We start from the raw sequence: 18,363 nt of genomic DNA, 5'->3' as shown, positions 1-18,363 counted from the left end.
TAAATGGGTGGCCGTTTCTTAAAACGGCCACCCATTTACTTTACTCCTCCCAGCCAAAGGAGCGTTCGATGGCTTTCTGCCAGCCGCGCATGAGTTTTTTTCGCTCGACATCGTCCATCGTTGACTCATACGTTTTAGCAACGCCCCAGTTTTGACGGAGGTCATCCAGGTTCTGCCAGTACCCTACCGCGAGGCCAGCAGCATAGGCAGCTCCAAGCGCGGTTGTTTCCGTCATGCGTGGGCAAACCACCGGGCCGTTTAAGACATCCGCCTGGAATTGCATCAGCAATGAATTAACGACCATGCCCCCATCGACGCGTAGGGATTTGAGCGATACGCCCGCGTCCTGCTCCATGGCCCGGACTACATCAACTGTCTGGTAAGCAGTTGCCTCCAGGACGGCACGTGCTAAATGACCTTTGGTAACGAAGCGCGTCAAGCCCGCAATAACGCCCCGTGCGTCGGCTTTCCAGTGAGGAGCGTAGAGCCCCGAAAAGGCCGGTACAAAATAAGCCCCGCCGTTATCGTCAACCGAACGGGCAAGCGTTTCGATATCTGTGCTCTTTTTGATGATGCCCAGATTATCGCGTAACCATTGTACCAAGGCACCGGTGATGGCCACACTGCCTTCCAGGGCGTAATGAACAGGTTCGTTCTGGAATTGATAAGCCACCGTTGTCAACAAGCCACAGGTGGACGTACGCATTTCCGTGCCGGTGTTCATTAGTAGGAAACAACCTGTGCCATAGGTGTTTTTGGCCTGGCCCGGCTCGTAGCATGTTTGCCCGACAAGGGCTGCCTGCTGATCGCCTAGAATACCCGCTACCGGCACGCCAGGTAGCACTTCGGATGATACCGTTCCATACACTTCGCTGCTGGGGCGTATCTGCGGCAACATCGCGCGGGGAACGGTGAAATCGTTTAGTAAGCTATCGTCCCAATTCAGGGTCTGGAGGTTCATGAGTTGCGTGCGGCTGGCATTGGTAACGTCCGTCAAGTGCAGACCACCATTTGGACCGCCCGTCAAGTTCCAGACGACAAACGTATCCATGTTACCAAAGATCGCTTCACCCCGTTCGGCATCGTCTCGCAAACCTGGCACATTATCCAATAGCCATTTGAGCTTCAAACCGCTGAAATAGGTAGCCAATGGTAGGCCCGTCTGCGCCCGAAAACGATCCTGTCCGTGGCCATTCCCCGAAAATTGGGTAACCAGATCGGCGGTGCGCATATCCTGCCAAACGATGGCATTGTAGTAGGGTTTACCCGTTCGGCGGTTCCAGACAACGGTTGTTTCCCGTTGGTTAGTAATGCCGACAGCAACAATATCCTGCACGGAGAGTTTTCCTTTGATACGGGCCAGGGCGATCACTTCGAGCGTATTTCGCCAGATTTCCTCCGGGTCGTGTTCCACCCAGCCGGGTTGTGGATACAGCTGTTTGTGCTCTTTCTGAGCCAGGGAGACGATCTTACCTTGTCGGTCAAACACAATACAGCGGGTACTGGTCGTCCCCTGATCAATGGCGGCTATGTAGGAGGGCATAGGAAATTGAAAATGCAAAGAGAAAAAGAAATGGTAAGTAACCAGGCATAAAAAGTACTGAGTTATAACCGGTTACTGATTGACATTTTATAGGGCTATGTGCCTCTATTGTTAGTAACTAATCTACTTGTTACTACAACGTAAACCAGCGGATCAGTAATCCGCCAATGGTGGCCCCGGCCAGTGAACCAACTACGGGAACCCAGGCATAGCTCCAGTCCGACGACCCTTTGCCAGCAATGGGTAAGAGGGCATGAGCCAGCCGGGGACTAAAATCGCGGGCGGGACTCATGGCGTAGCCCGTGGTGCCACCCAATGACAGACCAATGCTCCAGACTAAAATACCGACCAGATAAGGGCCAACGCCGATGGCCAGCTCGCCGAGGTGTTTGGAGGAAATACCGGCTAGGCCAAGAATCAATACAAGGGTGGCCATCAATTCACTCAAAAAGTTTGACCCTGGTTTACGAATGGCTGGTCCTGTCGCGAAACAGGCTAGCTTGGCGGCCGGATCTGGGGTGGCAGCCCAATGGGGAAGATAGTGTAGCCATACCAGGGTTGCCCCCAGAAAGGCACCAATCAGTTGCGCCGTTATGTAAGGTACCATGTGGCTAAAGTCGTTTGTCGCTACGGCAAAGGCAACGGTAACGGCTGGATTTAGATGGGCATCGACGCTCCCAAAGGCTTTAGCCACAAAAACGCCCATGGTTACGGCAAATGCCCAGCCCGCTGTAATGACAATCCAGCCCGATGATTCACCTTTTGTTTGTTTCAGCACCACGTTGGCGACTACACCGTTGCCCAGTAGTATAAGGACCATGGTGCCAATCAATTCACCGAGAAAGGGAGACGTTTGCATAAGAGATTACTCGTTGCTACCAGGTAGCTGCCGACTTGATTCAGGATTTAGGAATAGTTTGTGCGAATTAAGTCATATTTTTGACCCTATTCCAAACAGGTGCTTAAATTCATTTGTTCGCTAAGGGCTCAATAGCCTGTTTTGTCCCTTATTCTTTTACGCTTCATTATGAAAAGTATCACGTTCGATCAAACTGGAAAACCGACCGATATTCTGAAACTTACGGAATTGTCTATCCCTGAGCCAAGTCCCAATGAGGTTCGGGTTAAGGTTATAGCCGCGCCTATCAATCCTTCGGATATTATGTTTGTGCAGAATCTCTACGGAATCAGACCCCAGTTGCCATCGGGGGCGGGTTTTGAGGGCGTGGGTATTGTGGAGGCAGTAGGGGAGGGCGTTCAGATGCAGACTGGCATACGAGTTAGCTTTACCAGTATTGGCACCTGGTCGGAGTATGCGATTGCACATCACCGGAGCCTGATTCCGGTGCCGGACAGTATCTCAGACGAGGTGGCGGCACAACTATTCGTCAATCCATTTACGGCCTATGCCATGGTGCAGGATTCGGGCGTGCCCGAGGGCGGCTGGCTGATGGTAACGGCTGTCGGTTCCGCTTTTGGAAAAATGGTCGTACAACTTTGTGCGATGCGGGGAATCAAAACCATAGGCACCGTTCGACGCGATGAGATGAATGACGACTTAAAAGCGCTTGGCCTGACCGAAGTGATCAACACCGAAACCGAAAACCTGGCCGCCCGCGTCAAGCAAATTACCGATGGCGTTGGCGTGGCCTGTGTACTCGATGCCGTGGGCGGTCATGTAGCTACAGAGTCAATTAAATGCCTGGCCCGAGGTGGGAAAATGCTTATCTATGGGCTAATGAGCTTGCAGGATCCTGTTCTGAATGCCGGCCTGTTAATCTTCAGGGAGTTGACCGTCAAGGGGTTCTGGCTGACGGACTGGATGCGCCGGGTAGACAGCCAGACGCGCATGGACGTAGCCCAGAACGTAATCAATCTGCTGGCATCAGGTAAAATTCAACTGCCGGTAGAAGCCACCTATTCGCTCGATAAAATCACCGAAGCCGTCGAACATGCGGATCGGCCAGGCCGTCGAGGGAAGATTCTAGTGAAACCCTGATAGATAAAGAGCACCTATACGACACTATTCTTTTTCATTACCACCGGGTTAAGACCCGGTTCAAAATAATCCGATGCACCCATTGTGCCGGGTTTTAACCCGGTGAAACGAAAGTGCTACACTGACTAATTTTATACCACGATTTCAGGTGGCTTGCGTATCTTTGACAACAATATACGCCCCGGTGCGTTTGTTTCAATAACGATTACAGGTTTACCCTCATACACTTACCCGACTCGTTCGTATGCTCTTGCTTCAGGTTCCGGCTATTGACACTACGGCCACCTCATTGTCGGCCACAACGGCTGCTCAACCCCAAACGCTGCAATTATTTGATTTGGTAGCCAAAGGCGGCTGGGTCATGATTCCCATCGCATTCCTGCTGTTTTCGGCGCTCTATCTGATTTTTGAACGGTTTTTCGTAATCCGTTCCCAAAGCCGGTACGACGCTAATTTCATCGACAACATTCGGGATATGGTAGCGCAGGGGAATATCAAATCGGCCGAATCGTTTGCCAAAAACCAGCGTACGGCCATGGGACGTGTGTTCGAAAAAGCCATTGGCCGGATCGGGTCGCCCATCCGTGAAATTGAAAGCACGATTGAGACCGTTGGTCAGATCGAACTCTCTCGTTTAGAGCGTAACATGGGGTATCTGGGCGTTATTGCCGGTATTGCACCCATGTTAGGGTTTATCGGAACCATCTCCGGGATCATCCGCATTTTCTACGATATATCGCTTTCTGATAACATCAGCGTTGGGATTATTGCTGGTGGATTGTACGAAAAGATGATTACGTCGGGTTCTGGTCTGATTGTCGGCGTTATTGCCTATACGGGCTATCACCTGCTCAACATGATGATCGAGCGGTTTACGCTTGCCCTGGAAGTGAATGCCTTCGAATTTATTGAAGTCCTTCAGAAACCAACAACCGAACCCGCCCGGATGCGGTAAGCCAGTTTATGGTTCGTAGTTTGTCGTTATCGACTATAAACCACAAACGTCAACTCTCTTATGAAACTCCGACGTAAAAATAAATTTGCTGCCGAAGTAGCGACTTCTTCGTTGAACGACATCATGTTTTTCCTGTTGTTGTTCTTTCTGATCATATCGACGGTGGCTAACCCAAACGTCATTAAGCTGCTGCTGCCCAAGGCCGCATCGACGCAGCAACTGAGTAAAAAGCAGGTAACGCTATCCGTTGATGCCGACAAGAAATACTACATCGATAAAAAACCGGTCGATCCAGCTAACCTGGAGAATGAACTAAAAACAATGATGGCCGGAATTGCCGAACCGACGGTTGTTGTTCGTTTCGACAAAACATTAACCGTACAGGACTTGGTCGATGTCCTGCAAACAGGAGCGAAACTCAATATCAAAATGGTGATGGCCACCTCGAAATAGAACCAAGGTTTTTTGATTAATACGATTTTGAGCCGATGCAGTTTCTGCGTCGGCTTTTTTGTTACGTGTTTTACAAAAGATTAAAATCAAATCCGTTGAATGGCGAGTTTATAAAGCAAACTGAACCATTCATGATAGCTGACTACACCGAAGCAGCCGTTTGCCATGTCGATGACCTGGCCGATGGCGAATTAAAAGAAGTTCGCGTGGGTGATACCGATGTACTGCTAGCCCGAGCAGACGGGCAGTTCCACGCGCTGCATCCTAAATGCACCCATTATGGCGGCCCTTTGGCGAAAGGATTACTCAATGGTCACCGGCTTGTCTGTCCGTGGCACAATGCCTGTTTCGATATCAGAGATGGCCACCGGCTCGAAGCCCCGGCGTTGAATGGACTACCCACCCACGAGGTACGCATTGAAAATGGGCAGGTTTTTGTGCGCCTGACAACAGACAAAGAAAGTCTGGAGAATCCAATGGCCGCGCCAGACGAAGCCAACTCAGAAACGTTCGTGATCATTGGCAGTGGGGGCGCGGGTGCTTTTGCTGCGGAAGGAATGCGCGAAGGCAGCTTTACGGGTAACATCATTATGCTGACCCAAAGTGGGGAAGTTCCCTACGATCGGCCCAACTGTTCAAAAGATTACCTGCAGGGCAAAGCCCCGGATGAGTGGATGTCGCTCCGGTCAGAGGAGTTTTACACGGATTACGGCATCGATATCCGGACCAATCAGCACGTAACCAGCCTCGACCCCGCAACCAAACGTATTGAACTCGCATCGGGCGAAACGCTGACCTACGATAAAGCCTTGATTTGCCCCGGCGGCAAGCCAAATTCGCTGCCCGGATTAGCCACTGATCTGGAAGGCGTTTATACATTGCGGAGCCTACACGACAGTCAGAAACTGCGGGAACTCGGGCAATCAGGCAAACGGATCGTTATTATAGGCAGTTCGTTCATTGGGCTGGAGGGTGCCATGAGCCTGCGTAAACTTGGCAGTGACGTCAGTGTTATTGGTATAGAAAATACCCCTTTCGAGAAAATCCTGGGCGAAAAAATTGGCCGGGTCATACAGAAATGGCATGAAGAAGAAGGCATACAGTTTCACTTAGGCCGGAAAGTTGCCCAGTTAGAAGGCGAGGACACAGTAACCGCTGTTAGTCTCGATAATGGAGAGCGGATTCCCGCTGACGTTGTTTTGCTGGGTCTGGGTGTGAAACCCAATACCAATTTCCTGAAAGGTATTTCGCTTGAAAAAGACGGGGGCGTTAAAACGGATGCGTACCTGAAAATAGCCGACGACCTGTATGCCGCTGGTGATATTGCTCACTACCCAACGGCCAGCGGTTCGCAACGAATTGAACACTGGAAAGTGGCGGGTCAGCAGGGGCATGTGGCTGGTCTGAACATGGCCGGGAAAGAGGAGCCTTATCAGATGGTGCCTTTTTTCTGGAGCAATCAGCAGGGAAAACGAATCAATTACATCGGTCACGCTACCGCCTTCGACGACATTATTTTTGAAGGTGATCCGGAGAACGATGAATCATTTCTGGCCTTATACAGCCAAGAGGGGAAAATTATGGCCGCAGCCGGACTAAAGCGCGATCAGGACATTATTGCGATCCGCGAACTGATGCAGGAAAACCGGATGCCGTCTGCCGAAGCAGCCCGACAAGGTATTAACTGGGTTGATGAATTAAAGAAGCTGTAAAAAACATGGCTTTTTAGCCGTGATCGCATACCTGCTGAAAAGCCAAACCTGTTTACCTTTGTGGTCAAACCCTGGAAAACCGGTTTGGTTATGACGCATCAACTTGTACTCAGAAAGCCGCTGGCCTTTTTCGATCTCGAAACAACTGGCATCAATATCGCAAAGGATCGCATTATTGACATTTGCATTATCAAAGCGTTGCCGGGGGGCGAGGTAATCGTTAAAAACCAGCGTGTTCATCCAGGCATGCCAATTCCGCTGGAGTCGAGTCTGATTCACGGAATTTATGATGACGATGTTCAGGATGCACCCCCGTTCAAAGCAGTAGCCCGTACGTTGGCGCAGTTTCTGGATGGTTGTGACCTGGCTGGTTTCAACTGCAACCGGTTCGATGTGCCACTTCTGGTTGAAGAATTTTTGCGGGCTAATGTCGATTTCGATATGAAAAATCGACGAATGGTGGACTCCCAGCGTATTTTTCACCTGATGGAGCCACGGAATTTATCGGCAGCCTACCGGTTTTATTGCAATAAAGAGTTGATTGGCGCCCATGGTGCAGAAGCTGACACAATCGCCACGCTCGAAGTGCTCGATGCTCAGGTGCAGCGGTATATGGGTATGGTGGCCAAGGCCGACAGCGGAGCTGATGTTGTGTTTGAAAATGACATCGATATGCTCCACAGCCTGACGGCCAATAAAAACATCGACCTGGCTGGCCGCATGATTATCAACGAAAAAGGCGAGGAGGTTTTTAATTTCGGTAAACACAAAGGGGCTCCCGTTCTTGAGGTGTTAAAAAAGGAACCTTCTTTCTACGATTGGATTCTAAAAGGCGATTTCCCGCTCGATACCAAACGTCGTCTGACTGAAATCCGGCTACGGATGTTTAGCAACACCAAGCGTTAAGCTGAATTTTTTGCACAGGATGACAAGAAACGTCACAAAAGACACGGTTTTTACCTTAGTTTTACGATAAGCCCGCGCAGAGACGGAAAACACCATTACACCAATTCCGAATAATCTTTACCTTTGCGGAACTTTGTATTAACCGGCAAGCCATGCAACCCACGCAGGACGTCCTCATTCCGGAAGTCATTCAACAAATACCGCTTACGTACTACCTGATTCTCAGTACCGCGCTTTTCGTTATCGGCATTATTGGGGTACTGACCCGGCGCAATGCCATCATTATCTTCATGTCCATTGAGTTAATGCTCAATGCCGTCAATTTATTACTCATTGCGTTTTCGTCGTATCGTTCCGATTCTTCGGGGCAGGTATTCGTCTTTTTTATCATGGCCGTTGCTGCCGCCGAAGTATCGGTTGGGCTGGCTATCATTGTCATGATTTACCGAAATACCCGCTCGATCGACGTGGGATTGCTCAATAAACTGAAATGGTAAAAGCAGATTTACAGTTTACGGTTTTCTGTACACAGGTGTGCGATGTAGCCATGCTGCCCAGCGGACTTGTTCTTCCTGAAGGCATCGCGCAACCGTAAACTTTAAACCGAAAACCATAACCAGACCTTATGAAAATAGAAGTACTCAGTGCGTTAATTCCGCTCTTTCCGTTACTTGGCTTTCTTATTAATGGCCTCGGCTTTCGTCAGATACCAAAGGGTCTGGCGGGCGTACTCGCAACAGCGACTGTACTTGCTTCCTTCCTGCTGTCGATCTATCTGTTCAGTTCGTTTTCGGGCGATTCGCAACCAATCGTTGCGACGCTTTTCGACTGGATCAGTGTTGGTGATTTACACATCAATTTCTCGTTTCAGATCGATCAGCTATCCCTGCTGATGCTACTCGTGGTAACGGGCGTTGGCTCACTGATTCATCTGTACAGCATTGGCTACATGAGCCATGACGAAGGATTTGGCAAATTCATGGCCTTCCTTAACCTGTTTATATTCTTCATGCTGCTGCTGGTGATGGGGTCAAACTACGTCATCATGTTCATTGGCTGGGAAGGTGTAGGGCTTTGCTCGTATCTGCTCATCGGCTTCTGGAACAAAAATGTCAGTTACAACAATGCCGCTCGAAAAGCCTTCGTCATGAACCGCATTGGTGATTTAGGCTTCCTGTTGGGTATATTCATGCTCATCAATACGTTCGGCACAGTCGAATACATCGACATTTTTAAACAGGCTACGAGTTTAGAAATGAATGATAGCACCGTGCTGGTTATTACGTTGCTCCTGTTTGTGGGTGCCATGGGTAAATCGGCGCAGATTCCGCTCTACACCTGGCTGCCCGACGCTATGGCGGGTCCAACGCCTGTGTCGGCCCTGATCCACGCGGCTACCATGGTAACGGCGGGCATCTACATGGTTGTTCGGTCAAACGTACTCTACACGCTTTCCCCGTTAACGCTTGAAATAATTGGCGGTATTGCCATTGCGACAGCTTTGCTGGCGGCTTCTATCGGCCTATTGCAAAACGACATCAAAAAAGTGCTGGCCTATTCGACGGTTTCGCAATTGGGCTACATGTTCCTGGGTTTGAGTGCAACGGCCTACACGGCGGGTATGTTTCATGTTATCACCCATGCCTTCTTCAAAGCCCTGCTGTTCCTGGGTGCCGGTAGTGTGATCCACGCCATGTCCGACGAGCAGGACATTCGAAAAATGGGTGGCTTACGGAAGGCATTGCCCATTACGTTCGTTACCTTCCTGATTGGGACAATTGCCATTTCGGGCTTACCACCCTTTGCCGGTTTCTTCTCCAAAGATGAAATTCTGGCGCATGTGTTCGAACACAACAAACTGCTGTGGGCGCTGGGCGTTCTGGGCTCTGGTCTTACATCCTTCTACATGTTCCGTCTGCTATTCCTGACTTTCTTTGGTGAATTTCGCGGAACCGAGGAGCAACGGCATCATTTACACGAGTCGCCCATTTCAATGACATTGCCGCTGATGGTACTAGCTGTGCTGTCGGCAATTGGTGGGGGGCTCAATCTGCCGGGTAATGGCTGGCTCAGTCATTTTATGTCGCCCATTTTTGAAGGGTCAAGACTGGTGAATCCTGAAGCGTTTGCCGAATCGACAGTCGAGCACAGCACCGAATATATCCTGATGGCCGTTTCGGCGGGAGTGGCCTTGCTGGCGCTGGTTATTGCTTATGTGATGTACATCAGCCGTCAGGCCGTTCCTGCGCCTGAATCCACCGAACGTTCGTTGCCCGAGCAAGTGATATACAACAAGTATTACGTAGACGAATTGTACGAAACGATCATTATTCGACCTATTCGTGGGCTGGGCGATACGTTGTATAGTTTCGGTGAAGGCCTTATCGATGGTATCGTGACCGGTATTGGCTGGCTCGTTCAGAAAACTTCAGCGCAGTTGCGATTGCTGCAAAGCGGCTCAATTGGTTTTTATGTGCTGGCCATGGTCGTAAGTATTGTTGCCATTTTTGCCCTACGGTTCTTTATTCGGTTATAAGCCGGTTCCCGGGTTTGGGTTTTTCCGGCTAAATAGTCGGTAAACGAAAGCCGGATGCCGAAAACTTGTTCAAGATGCTTACTCTATTTCTTATTCTTTACCCTGCCGTAGCGGCCACCCTGATTTTCCTTATTGGGGGAGAGCGAATAAAACAGGTAGCGTTGATCGCTGCACTGATTGAATTTGCGCTGGCTGGCTATGCCTTTTTCATCTTTAAACCCGATGCCACGTCTCAGCTTGGGTTCGACTATCCATGGATCGAGTCGCTGGGTATCCGGCTAAGCGCGGGTATTGATGGCATTAGCGTATTGCTGGTGTTACTGACTGGGCTGCTGGTTCCGTTCATTATCCTGTCGACCTTTAACCGGACGTATAAACAACCCGCCACGTTCTACGCGCTAATACTGTTTATGCAGGCGGCTTTGATGGGCGTTTTCACAGCTCGCGATGGGTTTCTGTTTTACTTTTTCTTTGAAGCGGCCCTGATTCCGATTTACTTTCTGGCGGCCATGTGGGGCGGAGAAAACCGGATTCCTGTTACCTTCAAGTTTTTCGTTTATACCATCTTCGGTAGTTTGTTTATGCTCATTGCGCTGGTGTACCTGTACTACCAGACACCGGCAGTCAATGGATCGGTTCACTCGTCGGCCATTGCTGATTTTTATAAACTTCAACTTACACCGCAGGCACAAAACTGGCTTTTCTGGGCGTTCTTTATTGCTTTCGCTATCAAAATGCCCGTGTTTCCTTTTCATACCTGGCAGCCTGATACCTACGTTGAATCGCCGACGCCTGCCACGATGCTTCTAGCGGGTATTATGCTCAAAATGGGCGTTTATGGTCTCATTCGGTTTATCCTGCCCATTGTTCCGCTTGGCGTTGAGACCTGGGGCAAAACGGCCATTGTTCTAGCCGTTATTGGGATCGTTTATGGCGCGATCATTGCCATTCGCCAGCGCGATATGAAGCGATTAATTGCTTATTCGTCGTTTTCACACGTTGGCCTGATGGCGGCCGGTGTGTTTTCTCAAACCGAAACCGGAATGCAGGGGGCGCTGGTACAAATGCTGGCCCACGGTATCAATGTGGTTGGCTTATTCTTTGTTGCCGATATTATCTTTTCCCGGACCAGCACCCGGCAGCTCGACCAGCTTGGTGGCATTACGCAGTCGACGCCCAAGTTGACCGTGTACTTCCTGATTATGCTGTTAGGGAGCGTGGCTTTACCCCTTACGAACGGATTCATTGGTGAATTTTTGCTGTTGCACGGCGTCTTCACCTATAATCATTACCTGGGTTTGGCGGCTGGATTTACCATCATTTTTGGTGCGGTATATATGCTCCGCATGTTCCAGAAAAGCATGTTTGGTCCCACATCGGCTCGTACAGAATCGTTTGCTGATCTGACCACTTCAGAAAGCTGGGTGTTTATCCCCCTGGTTGTGATGGTTTTCTGGATCGGCGTTTACCCACATACATTCCTTAACGTAACCGAACCTGCCGTGGCTAACCTGATGAAATACATCGGTACAACGTCAGTGTCCATGAAATAAGAACGTTTCCAGTCCATAGATTACGGGAGGCATACTATCGGCCCATAGTCTAGAAACTGAAAGCCCGGCGGGTGACCGCGTAAACTGTAAACCTATGTTTCCAATTGTTCTGTTATCGGTTTTTGGCATAGTAATGCTGTTTCTTGGCTTCATGAAGTCGAGAGCCGTTCTGTTGCCTGCCACTCTCTTATTTTTACTCATCACATTAGCCGTCAACTTCCTCGACTGGAACAAGACCTATTTGTATTTTAACGATATGTTGCGGACTAATAACCTGGCCATGGTGTTCACGGCTATTGTGTTAGTATCTGCCTTTCTGGTTGTCGCTTTGTCGGGTAGTTTGATTGAAGGTGAAGAATCGCAGCCCGCCGAATATTACGCCATTATTTTGTTTTCGCTGGTTGGCGCTGTCATGATGGTCAGCTTCGAAAACCTGACGATGTTATTCGTTGGCGTCGAAATTTTATCGGTTGCCATGTATGTGCTAACGGGCAGCGACAAGCGTAATCTGCGTTCGAATGAGGCCGCCCTGAAGTATTTTTTGATGGGGTCTTTTACCACGGGGATCATGCTATTTGGGATGGCCCTTTTGTATGGCGCCACCGGCTCATTTACCATTGCCGGTATTGGCGCTTATGCGGCTCATCCGCAGGTTGGCCTTTCGTTGTTACTATATGTGGGGTTGCTGATGTTGCTCATCGGCTTGCTTTTTAAAGTATCGGCTGCTCCCTTCCATTTCTGGACGCCAGACGTTTATGATGGCGCCCCAACGATTTTCACTGCCTACATGTCTACAGTGGTGAAGACGGCGGGCTTTGCTGCGTTATTTCGTCTATTGTCTGTTTCGTTTGTTGGCGTGTACAGTTTCTGGTGGATTATTCTGGCGGTAATTACGGCGATCACCCTCGTGATTGGTAATGTTACGGCGGTTTATCAGAATAGCTTTAAACGGATGATGTCTTATTCCAGCATCTCACATGCCGGTTATTTACTGATCGGATTAGCGGCTCTGGGCGCCCTCACCAAACAGGCTATCGTCTTTTATTCGCTTGCTTACTCGGTCGCCACAATTTCTGCCTTTGGTATCTTATTGTTGATCGCTCAGCAACGCAGTACGCAAACGATTACGGGGGAAGGGGTGATGCGTGAAAACTTTGACTCGTTTAATGGGCTTGCCAAGCAAAACCCATTCCTAGGATTTGCTATGACCGTCTCAATGCTGTCGTTGGCAGGTATTCCATTAACGGCAGGCTTTTGGGGGAAATTCTACCTGTTTTCGACAGCTGTTGAACGGGGACAGATCTGGCTGCTGGTGATTGCTGTACTTATGTCGGCAGTTGGTATTTACTATTATTTCCGGGTGATCATTGCGATGTATTTCCGGGACGGGGCGACCGAACCCATTCGAATAGCTCCTTTTTATCGATACGTGTTACTGGCTGCCAGCATTCTGACAATAGGATTAGGCATTGCACCGGGCCTTTTACAGGGGCTTTTCTAGCCAATATGTCACTAATAGACTGGCCACAGGCTAAAAAATAACTTATTGTTTGTTCCTGAGTTTGTAATTTTGAGTAGTTAGTCAGTCTAAAGGCAAACAAATTCGACTATTTGTCCAGTAAAGCAGTGAACGTGAGCAGTATCGACCAGCCGAAATATAAAAACTACAAAAGTTTTTTCTCGTTTTTTCTGACGGCTCTGCTTGGCGCATCTGTTAATTTTTTCAGCCAGATTCTCTATCGTAAATCCTTCGATTACTCCACCAGTGTTTTTCTTGGCTACCTGACGGCTACTGTCGTTAGCTTCGTACCGACAAAACTTTTCGCGTTTTCGGCTAAACAAACGGGTAATACAGGACGAGAGATGATCAAGTTTGGCATCATCGCTCTAGTGGCCTGGGGCGTTCAGGTGGGTGTCGCCGTAGCCACACTCGAATGGGTGGCTAATCCTTACTTTCCGAATGCAACTACGTTCTGGCGGGAGAAAGGGTCTCACGTGGTGGGCATGGGATTTAGCTTTCTGGCTAATTACTTTGGCCACAAGCTACTGACGTTTCGTAGTACAGGTATGTATGACAAAATTCGCTTCCGGGCACCCAAACAGGAAGAAAAGCAATATTGACAAAAACAGTTTCTTCAATTAAGCCAATTGGCAATAGTATTATTCTAGTGATAGTTGCTGTTTATAGAGTATTAGTGAACAGTGATTTTGGATTTACCAGGAAAAAACTATATTTGTGACTGGAAACCTAAAAAATCACTGAAGAATGAAAAAAGTATTCTCTTTATTGTTCGTTGGCAGCATGCTAACATTCGCAGCTTGCCAGAGCAAACCTAAAACAGAAGAAACGACAACTGATTCGACGGCTGTCATGTCAACTGACACCACCACGATGGCTACGGATTCTGCTTCGACCATGTCGACGGATTCTGCTTCAACGATGGCTGCTGACACCACGAAGAAATAAGTTCTTCTCGTCAAAATTTAAAAAAAGCCTTATTTTTATAAGGCTTTTTTGTTTTTAATCCCTTGGCAGATCCATTCACCCTTTACTTTCCTCCAACCGCTGCTGCCTACTGTCAGGCACTCTGGCAAGAGTATAAATTTCGCTTTCGGGTTGTTAAACCGCGGCAGACCCGGCTCGGCGATTTTAGAGTATTGCCTGATCACCAACTTCAGATTACGGTCAATGCCAACCTCAATCCATACGCTTTTCTGATTACGTACGTTCATGAAGTGGCTCATGCCGATGTTAATCTTCGGTATAAAAAGCGTGTTCAGCCACACGGTAAAGCCTGGCAAACGGCGTTTCAGCGACTTATGCAACCGCTACTGACAGAAGCCGTTTTTCCGCCAGCTATTCTACGGCCACTTCAGCAATACATGACTAAGCCGGCCGCTACAACCTATGCCAATCCAGCTTTAATGATAGCTTTACGCCAGGAAGATGCCAGCGTTCCGGACACAAGTGGCGAAAAAAAAATACTTCTGAGTAATGTGCTTGAAGGACAGGCCTTTCAGTTGGCAAAAAAGACGTTCGTTAGAGGTACGCTTCGCCGGACCCGTGTCGTTTGTAAAGAAGTATCTACGGGTAGATCATATGCCATTCTGGCTCATGCGTGGGTAGCCCCAGTGAAAAATGAAGAATGACAAATGAAAACTAGCCCAAAAATGGACGAAAGGCCGATAAGGCGATATTGGCTGTTCTATCTATTCTTCATTCTCCATTTTTTGATTTTCACTCATCCCCTGAGTGCGCAATCTGTTTTGCGTACCGGTCTGTGGGTAAAAATCGGCGTGACCCAGTCCGGTATTTACCGGCTCAGTCAATCGCAACTTATTCAGCTCAATCCGGCTTTTGCTACGGCTGACCCCAGACGGTTACACTTATACGGCAACGGAGGGGCCATGCTTCCGCAACCCAATGCTCAGCCACGTTTCACCGACTTAACCGAGAATGCCATTCAGGTCGTGGGTGAAGCCGACGGCCGCTTCGATGCGAACGATGGGCTCCTGTTCTTTGGCCAAAGTCCGCACATCATTCGATATGACTCCACGGCCCGTTGTTTCACACATCAGCTTAATGTCTATTCAGATACGACTTTTTACTTCCTGACTGTTGGCGATTCTCCCGGTTTGCGCATCGTGGATAAACCGGCGGGAACCCTTGCCGCCACACCCACAGTCACAACCTTCAATGATTATCAGTTTCATGAACAGGACTTGTTGAAAGTTCCGTCTGTTCGTTCAGGTCGGGAATGGTTAGGGGAGTACATGAATAGTGATACGACGCAGACCGTTTCATTCAATATGGCTGGTATACTGACAACTGTACCGCTGCGCGTAACGGCTTCGGCTGTGGCCGGAGCTCCCTCACCGACTCAATTCCAATTGCAGGTAAATGAGCAAGTCGCTGGTGTAATGCCAATGTCGGTGATAACAGGTTATGAATATGATTATCAGGCTGTTTCTCGTACAGATACATTTCTGACTAAAGTAACGGCAGCTACTAACCCTGTTAAACTGGCACTTACATTTCAACGAAACGGGCAATCATCGGCGCAGGGGTATCTCAACTTTCTGGCATTGCAGGCCCAGCGTGAACTTCGGCAATATGACAATGCCATGTGGGTCCGTCGGTTATCCGTTGGGCAAGTGGCTGTTCGGCAGGCCACGTCCAGTTTACGAGTTTGGGATGTAACGAATCCCCTTGTTCCTACGAATCAGCTATATACGCTATCAGGTACACAGGGTGCAGGTTGGTTAACCAATCGAATCAGTGATTATTTTCTGTGGACCGAAGCTCAGTTTTTATTACCCGTATCACTGGCAACGGTGTCGAACCAGGATATTCGTGCCCAGGCTGCACCAGATTTGCTTATTGTGACACCGGCCGCCTGGCGTGAGCAGGCCGAACGATTAGCGAAGTTTCGGCGTGAACACGACCAGCTTTCGGTGCTGATCGTGACAACGCAGGAGGTCTTCAATGAATTTGGGTCAGGCCAGCCCGACCCAACCGCCATCCGGGATATGGCGAGGTATTTTTATCAGAAACAACCTGCAAAATTTCGGTATCTGCTACTTTTCGGTGATGCTACGTTCAATTATCGCAACATAAACGGATTAATTAGCTCAACGCAACTGGCGAACATGGTGCCGGTTTATGAAAGCCGGGAGTCATTACATCCAGTTTTGAGTTACTCGTCGGATGATTACTTCGGGTTCATGGGGGCCGATGAAGGCGAATGGTCTGAAACCACAAAAGGCGACTATAAAATAGATATCGGCGTTGGCCGACTACCGGTAAAGTCAGTCGATGAGGCTAGTACGGTGGTCGACAAACTAATCCGGTACAGTTCTGACCCAACTATGGCGGGTGACTGGCAAACCCGCATACTGTTAGTTGCGGACGATGGGGATTACAATATTCATCAGCAACATGCGAACCAACTGGCCACCAGCGTAGAAAAAAACTCCCCTGCTTATCGTCCCCAACGCGTTTTCCTGGACGATTATCCGCAGGAAAACACAAGCGATGGTCAGAAAGCTCCGCTTGTGAATCAGCTAATTGATCAGTCTATCGAAGATGGACAACTTATCATCAATTACAGTGGTCATGGTGGCAATTTGGTGCTCGCCGACGAGCAGGTTGTAACACTTAAAGATATTCTGTCCTGGAAAAATCGGCGATTGCCGCTTTTCGTTACCGCCACCTGCCAGTTCGGGCGTTATGACGACCCCTCCGCCAATTCAGGGGCTGAGCTAGCGTTACTGAGCCGAACAGGCGGTGCTGTTGGTCTGTTAACGACTACTCGGCCCGTATATGCCAATACGAATTTATTACTCAACCAGGCTTTCTACGACGCTGCTTTTAAACCTGTCAATGGCCAGATGCCCCGCCTGGGTGAAATCATGCAGAGCACAAAAAATAATAGTCTGAGTGGACCTGTGAACCGCAATTTTGCCCTTTTAGGTGACCCGTCCATGCGGCTGGCCTATCCACAGGCCAAGGCTGTACTCACCCGAGTGAATGGTAAAGCCATTACAGCTACCCGTCTGGACACCCTGCGGGCCCTACAAACTGTTGAACTGTCGGGCGAAATTCAGCAACTGGAGAAACGGCTGGCCACTTTCTCCGGCCTCCTCCGATTGACGCTCTACGACAAAAAAACAACGAAAACAACCTTAGGCTCCGAAGCGGGGAGTCCTAAGATGACTTACCAGACGTTTTCGGATCCAATATTTACGGGGCAGGTGGCCGTTCAGCAAGGGCAATTCACGATACGTTTCACTATGCCCAAAGACATTAATTACACCGTTGGTTTAGGAAAGCTGTACCTATATGCCGTGCAGGCCGACAGCGTACTCGATGCGGCTGGTAGTTATGATAGCCTGCGTATTGGTGGCAGCGTTCTTGTCGATACTATTGATAGTCAGCCGCCTACCGTAAAGATATCGGTAGTTGGGGGCGTACTTGACGATGAACTGGTTCGGGTAGCCGGACCAGATATAACTTTGCGAATTAGCCTGACCGATAACCGGGGCATCAATATAGCCCGTTCTGGTCTGGGGCATGAACTTACGGCTCAGCTGAATGCTCAACCGGTGGTGGTGCTAAACGAAAGTTATGTAGCTACTGGTATCGACGGGCGCCAGGGCGAGGTGTTGTACACGTTCCGGGACATCGCACCGGGAACCTACACGATTCGGGTCAAAGCCTGGGATATTAACAATAATTCGGCAGAGGGCACGTTGACCATAGTAGTTTCGGCACGTCCGGGATTGAAAGTGACTATATTGCGAGCCAGTCCTAATCCGGTTAGTACCCAAACCACGTTGATTGCCGAACTGAATCGCTCGGGCGAACCACTTGACTGGACATCGAGTATTTATGATTTGACGGGCCGATTGTTGTATCAGCAAGCAGGGCAGTGTACAGATTGCGACGCTAATCTGGTTGTTGGCACTTGGAACGGTTTAACCAATGCGGGGGCGCCCCTGGCCAATGGCCTGTATATTATTCATTGCCAAGTTCGTTCGGTGGTTGATGGCACCGTTGCCAATACAACCAGTCGATTAATACTAACCAAATGAATTCACAGACTTAAAGTTATCTCTTTTTCTAATTCAACCTTTCATCGTAATTTTGACCACACAGTACTGCCATTCTCACCATCATCGGTTGCTGTCGTTGACCAACTCACTT

At 49.1% G+C, this 18,363-nt stretch carries 15 protein-coding genes; 13 read left to right on the top strand and 2 right to left on the bottom strand.

Annotated elements, in window-relative coordinates; translation table 11 throughout:
- Nucleotides 1-40 precede the first annotated feature (40 nt).
- Entirely contained in the window at nucleotides 41-1,543 is a 1,503-nt protein-coding gene (gene glpK, locus ACYVAM_RS23470; protein ID WP_461071603.1) for a glycerol kinase GlpK, read from the bottom strand.
- A gap of 133 nt (nucleotides 1,544-1,676) precedes the next feature.
- Nucleotides 1,677-2,402 carry an MIP/aquaporin family protein gene (locus tag ACYVAM_RS23465; protein WP_461071601.1) on the bottom strand — a complete coding sequence of 242 codons (726 nt, stop codon included), beginning with the start codon at nucleotides 2,400-2,402 and terminating at the stop codon, nucleotides 1,677-1,679.
- Nucleotides 2,403-2,570: 168 nt separating this feature from the next.
- Here ACYVAM_RS23465 and ACYVAM_RS23460 point away from each other — a divergent pair, with 168 nt between their 5' ends.
- From ACYVAM_RS23460 to porU, 13 genes are all read left to right on the top strand, one after another.
- Nucleotides 2,571-3,542 (top strand): zinc-dependent alcohol dehydrogenase family protein, encoded by a 972-nt coding sequence (locus tag ACYVAM_RS23460; RefSeq protein WP_461071599.1) that lies wholly within the window; start codon nucleotides 2,571-2,573, stop codon nucleotides 3,540-3,542.
- A 244-nt stretch (nucleotides 3,543-3,786) separates the two neighbouring features.
- Nucleotides 3,787-4,497 carry a MotA/TolQ/ExbB proton channel family protein gene (locus ACYVAM_RS23455; protein WP_460941366.1) on the top strand — a complete coding sequence of 237 codons (711 nt, stop codon included), beginning with the start codon at nucleotides 3,787-3,789 and terminating at the stop codon, nucleotides 4,495-4,497.
- 60 nt (nucleotides 4,498-4,557) lie between these two features.
- On the top strand, nucleotides 4,558-4,950 hold the full coding sequence (locus ACYVAM_RS23450; protein WP_460941365.1) for an ExbD/TolR family protein: 393 nt from the start codon (nucleotides 4,558-4,560) through the stop codon (nucleotides 4,948-4,950).
- 131 nt (nucleotides 4,951-5,081) lie between these two features.
- Nucleotides 5,082-6,662, top strand: coding sequence for an FAD-dependent oxidoreductase (locus ACYVAM_RS23445; protein WP_461071597.1), 1,581 nt, complete (start codon nucleotides 5,082-5,084; stop codon nucleotides 6,660-6,662).
- Nucleotides 6,663-6,752: 90 nt separating this feature from the next.
- Nucleotides 6,753-7,568, top strand: coding sequence for an exonuclease domain-containing protein (locus ACYVAM_RS23440; protein ID WP_461071595.1), 816 nt, complete (start codon nucleotides 6,753-6,755; stop codon nucleotides 7,566-7,568).
- Nucleotides 7,569-7,720: 152 nt separating this feature from the next.
- Nucleotides 7,721-8,065, top strand: coding sequence for an NADH-quinone oxidoreductase subunit NuoK (nuoK, locus tag ACYVAM_RS23435; RefSeq protein ID WP_046577146.1), 345 nt, complete (start codon nucleotides 7,721-7,723; stop codon nucleotides 8,063-8,065).
- A 128-nt stretch (nucleotides 8,066-8,193) separates the two neighbouring features.
- Complete coding sequence (gene nuoL, locus ACYVAM_RS23430; RefSeq protein ID WP_461071593.1) at nucleotides 8,194-10,104, top strand: NADH-quinone oxidoreductase subunit L; 1,911 nt, start codon at nucleotides 8,194-8,196, stop codon at nucleotides 10,102-10,104.
- A gap of 74 nt (nucleotides 10,105-10,178) precedes the next feature.
- Nucleotides 10,179-11,657, top strand: coding sequence for a complex I subunit 4 family protein (locus ACYVAM_RS23425; RefSeq protein ID WP_461071591.1), 1,479 nt, complete (start codon nucleotides 10,179-10,181; stop codon nucleotides 11,655-11,657).
- A gap of 94 nt (nucleotides 11,658-11,751) precedes the next feature.
- Nucleotides 11,752-13,158 carry an NADH-quinone oxidoreductase subunit N gene (locus ACYVAM_RS23420; protein ID WP_461071589.1) on the top strand — a complete coding sequence of 469 codons (1,407 nt, stop codon included), beginning with the start codon at nucleotides 11,752-11,754 and terminating at the stop codon, nucleotides 13,156-13,158.
- Nucleotides 13,159-13,268: 110 nt separating this feature from the next.
- Complete coding sequence (locus tag ACYVAM_RS23415) at nucleotides 13,269-13,778, top strand: GtrA family protein (protein ID WP_461071587.1); 510 nt, start codon at nucleotides 13,269-13,271, stop codon at nucleotides 13,776-13,778.
- 145 nt (nucleotides 13,779-13,923) lie between these two features.
- Entirely contained in the window at nucleotides 13,924-14,124 is a 201-nt protein-coding gene (locus ACYVAM_RS23410) for a hypothetical protein (protein ID WP_461071585.1), read from the top strand.
- 62 nt (nucleotides 14,125-14,186) lie between these two features.
- On the top strand, nucleotides 14,187-14,807 hold the full coding sequence (locus tag ACYVAM_RS23405; protein WP_461071583.1) for a sprT domain-containing protein: 621 nt from the start codon (nucleotides 14,187-14,189) through the stop codon (nucleotides 14,805-14,807).
- A gap of 81 nt (nucleotides 14,808-14,888) precedes the next feature.
- On the top strand, nucleotides 14,889-18,251 hold the full coding sequence (gene porU, locus ACYVAM_RS23400) for a type IX secretion system sortase PorU (protein WP_461071581.1): 3,363 nt from the start codon (nucleotides 14,889-14,891) through the stop codon (nucleotides 18,249-18,251).
- The last annotated feature ends 112 nt before the right edge of the window (nucleotides 18,252-18,363 follow it).

The organism is Spirosoma horti, assembly GCF_054776595.1.
Note: the sequence above shows the minus strand (reverse complement) of the source record. Positions and strands in the feature narration are given on the sequence as shown.

What these genes read in the sequence shown, in the direction of transcription:
- glpK (WP_461071603.1), bottom strand. Translation starts at nt 1,543, where the DNA reads ATGCCCTCCTACATAGCCGCCATTGATCAGGGGACGACCAGTACCCGC.
- ACYVAM_RS23465 (WP_461071601.1), bottom strand. Translation starts at nt 2,402, where the DNA reads ATGCAAACGTCTCCCTTTCTCGGTGAATTGATTGGCACCATGGTCCTT.
- ACYVAM_RS23460 (WP_461071599.1), top strand. Translation starts at nt 2,571, where the DNA reads ATGAAAAGTATCACGTTCGATCAAACTGGAAAACCGACCGATATTCTG.
- ACYVAM_RS23455 (WP_460941366.1), top strand. Translation starts at nt 3,787, where the DNA reads ATGCTCTTGCTTCAGGTTCCGGCTATTGACACTACGGCCACCTCATTG.
- ACYVAM_RS23450 (WP_460941365.1), top strand. Translation starts at nt 4,558, where the DNA reads ATGAAACTCCGACGTAAAAATAAATTTGCTGCCGAAGTAGCGACTTCT.
- ACYVAM_RS23445 (WP_461071597.1), top strand. Translation starts at nt 5,082, where the DNA reads ATGATAGCTGACTACACCGAAGCAGCCGTTTGCCATGTCGATGACCTG.
- ACYVAM_RS23440 (WP_461071595.1), top strand. Translation starts at nt 6,753, where the DNA reads ATGACGCATCAACTTGTACTCAGAAAGCCGCTGGCCTTTTTCGATCTC.
- nuoK (WP_046577146.1), top strand. Translation starts at nt 7,721, where the DNA reads ATGCAACCCACGCAGGACGTCCTCATTCCGGAAGTCATTCAACAAATA.
- nuoL (WP_461071593.1), top strand. Translation starts at nt 8,194, where the DNA reads ATGAAAATAGAAGTACTCAGTGCGTTAATTCCGCTCTTTCCGTTACTT.
- ACYVAM_RS23425 (WP_461071591.1), top strand. Translation starts at nt 10,179, where the DNA reads ATGCTTACTCTATTTCTTATTCTTTACCCTGCCGTAGCGGCCACCCTG.
- ACYVAM_RS23420 (WP_461071589.1), top strand. Translation starts at nt 11,752, where the DNA reads ATGTTTCCAATTGTTCTGTTATCGGTTTTTGGCATAGTAATGCTGTTT.
- ACYVAM_RS23410 (WP_461071585.1), top strand. Translation starts at nt 13,924, where the DNA reads ATGAAAAAAGTATTCTCTTTATTGTTCGTTGGCAGCATGCTAACATTC.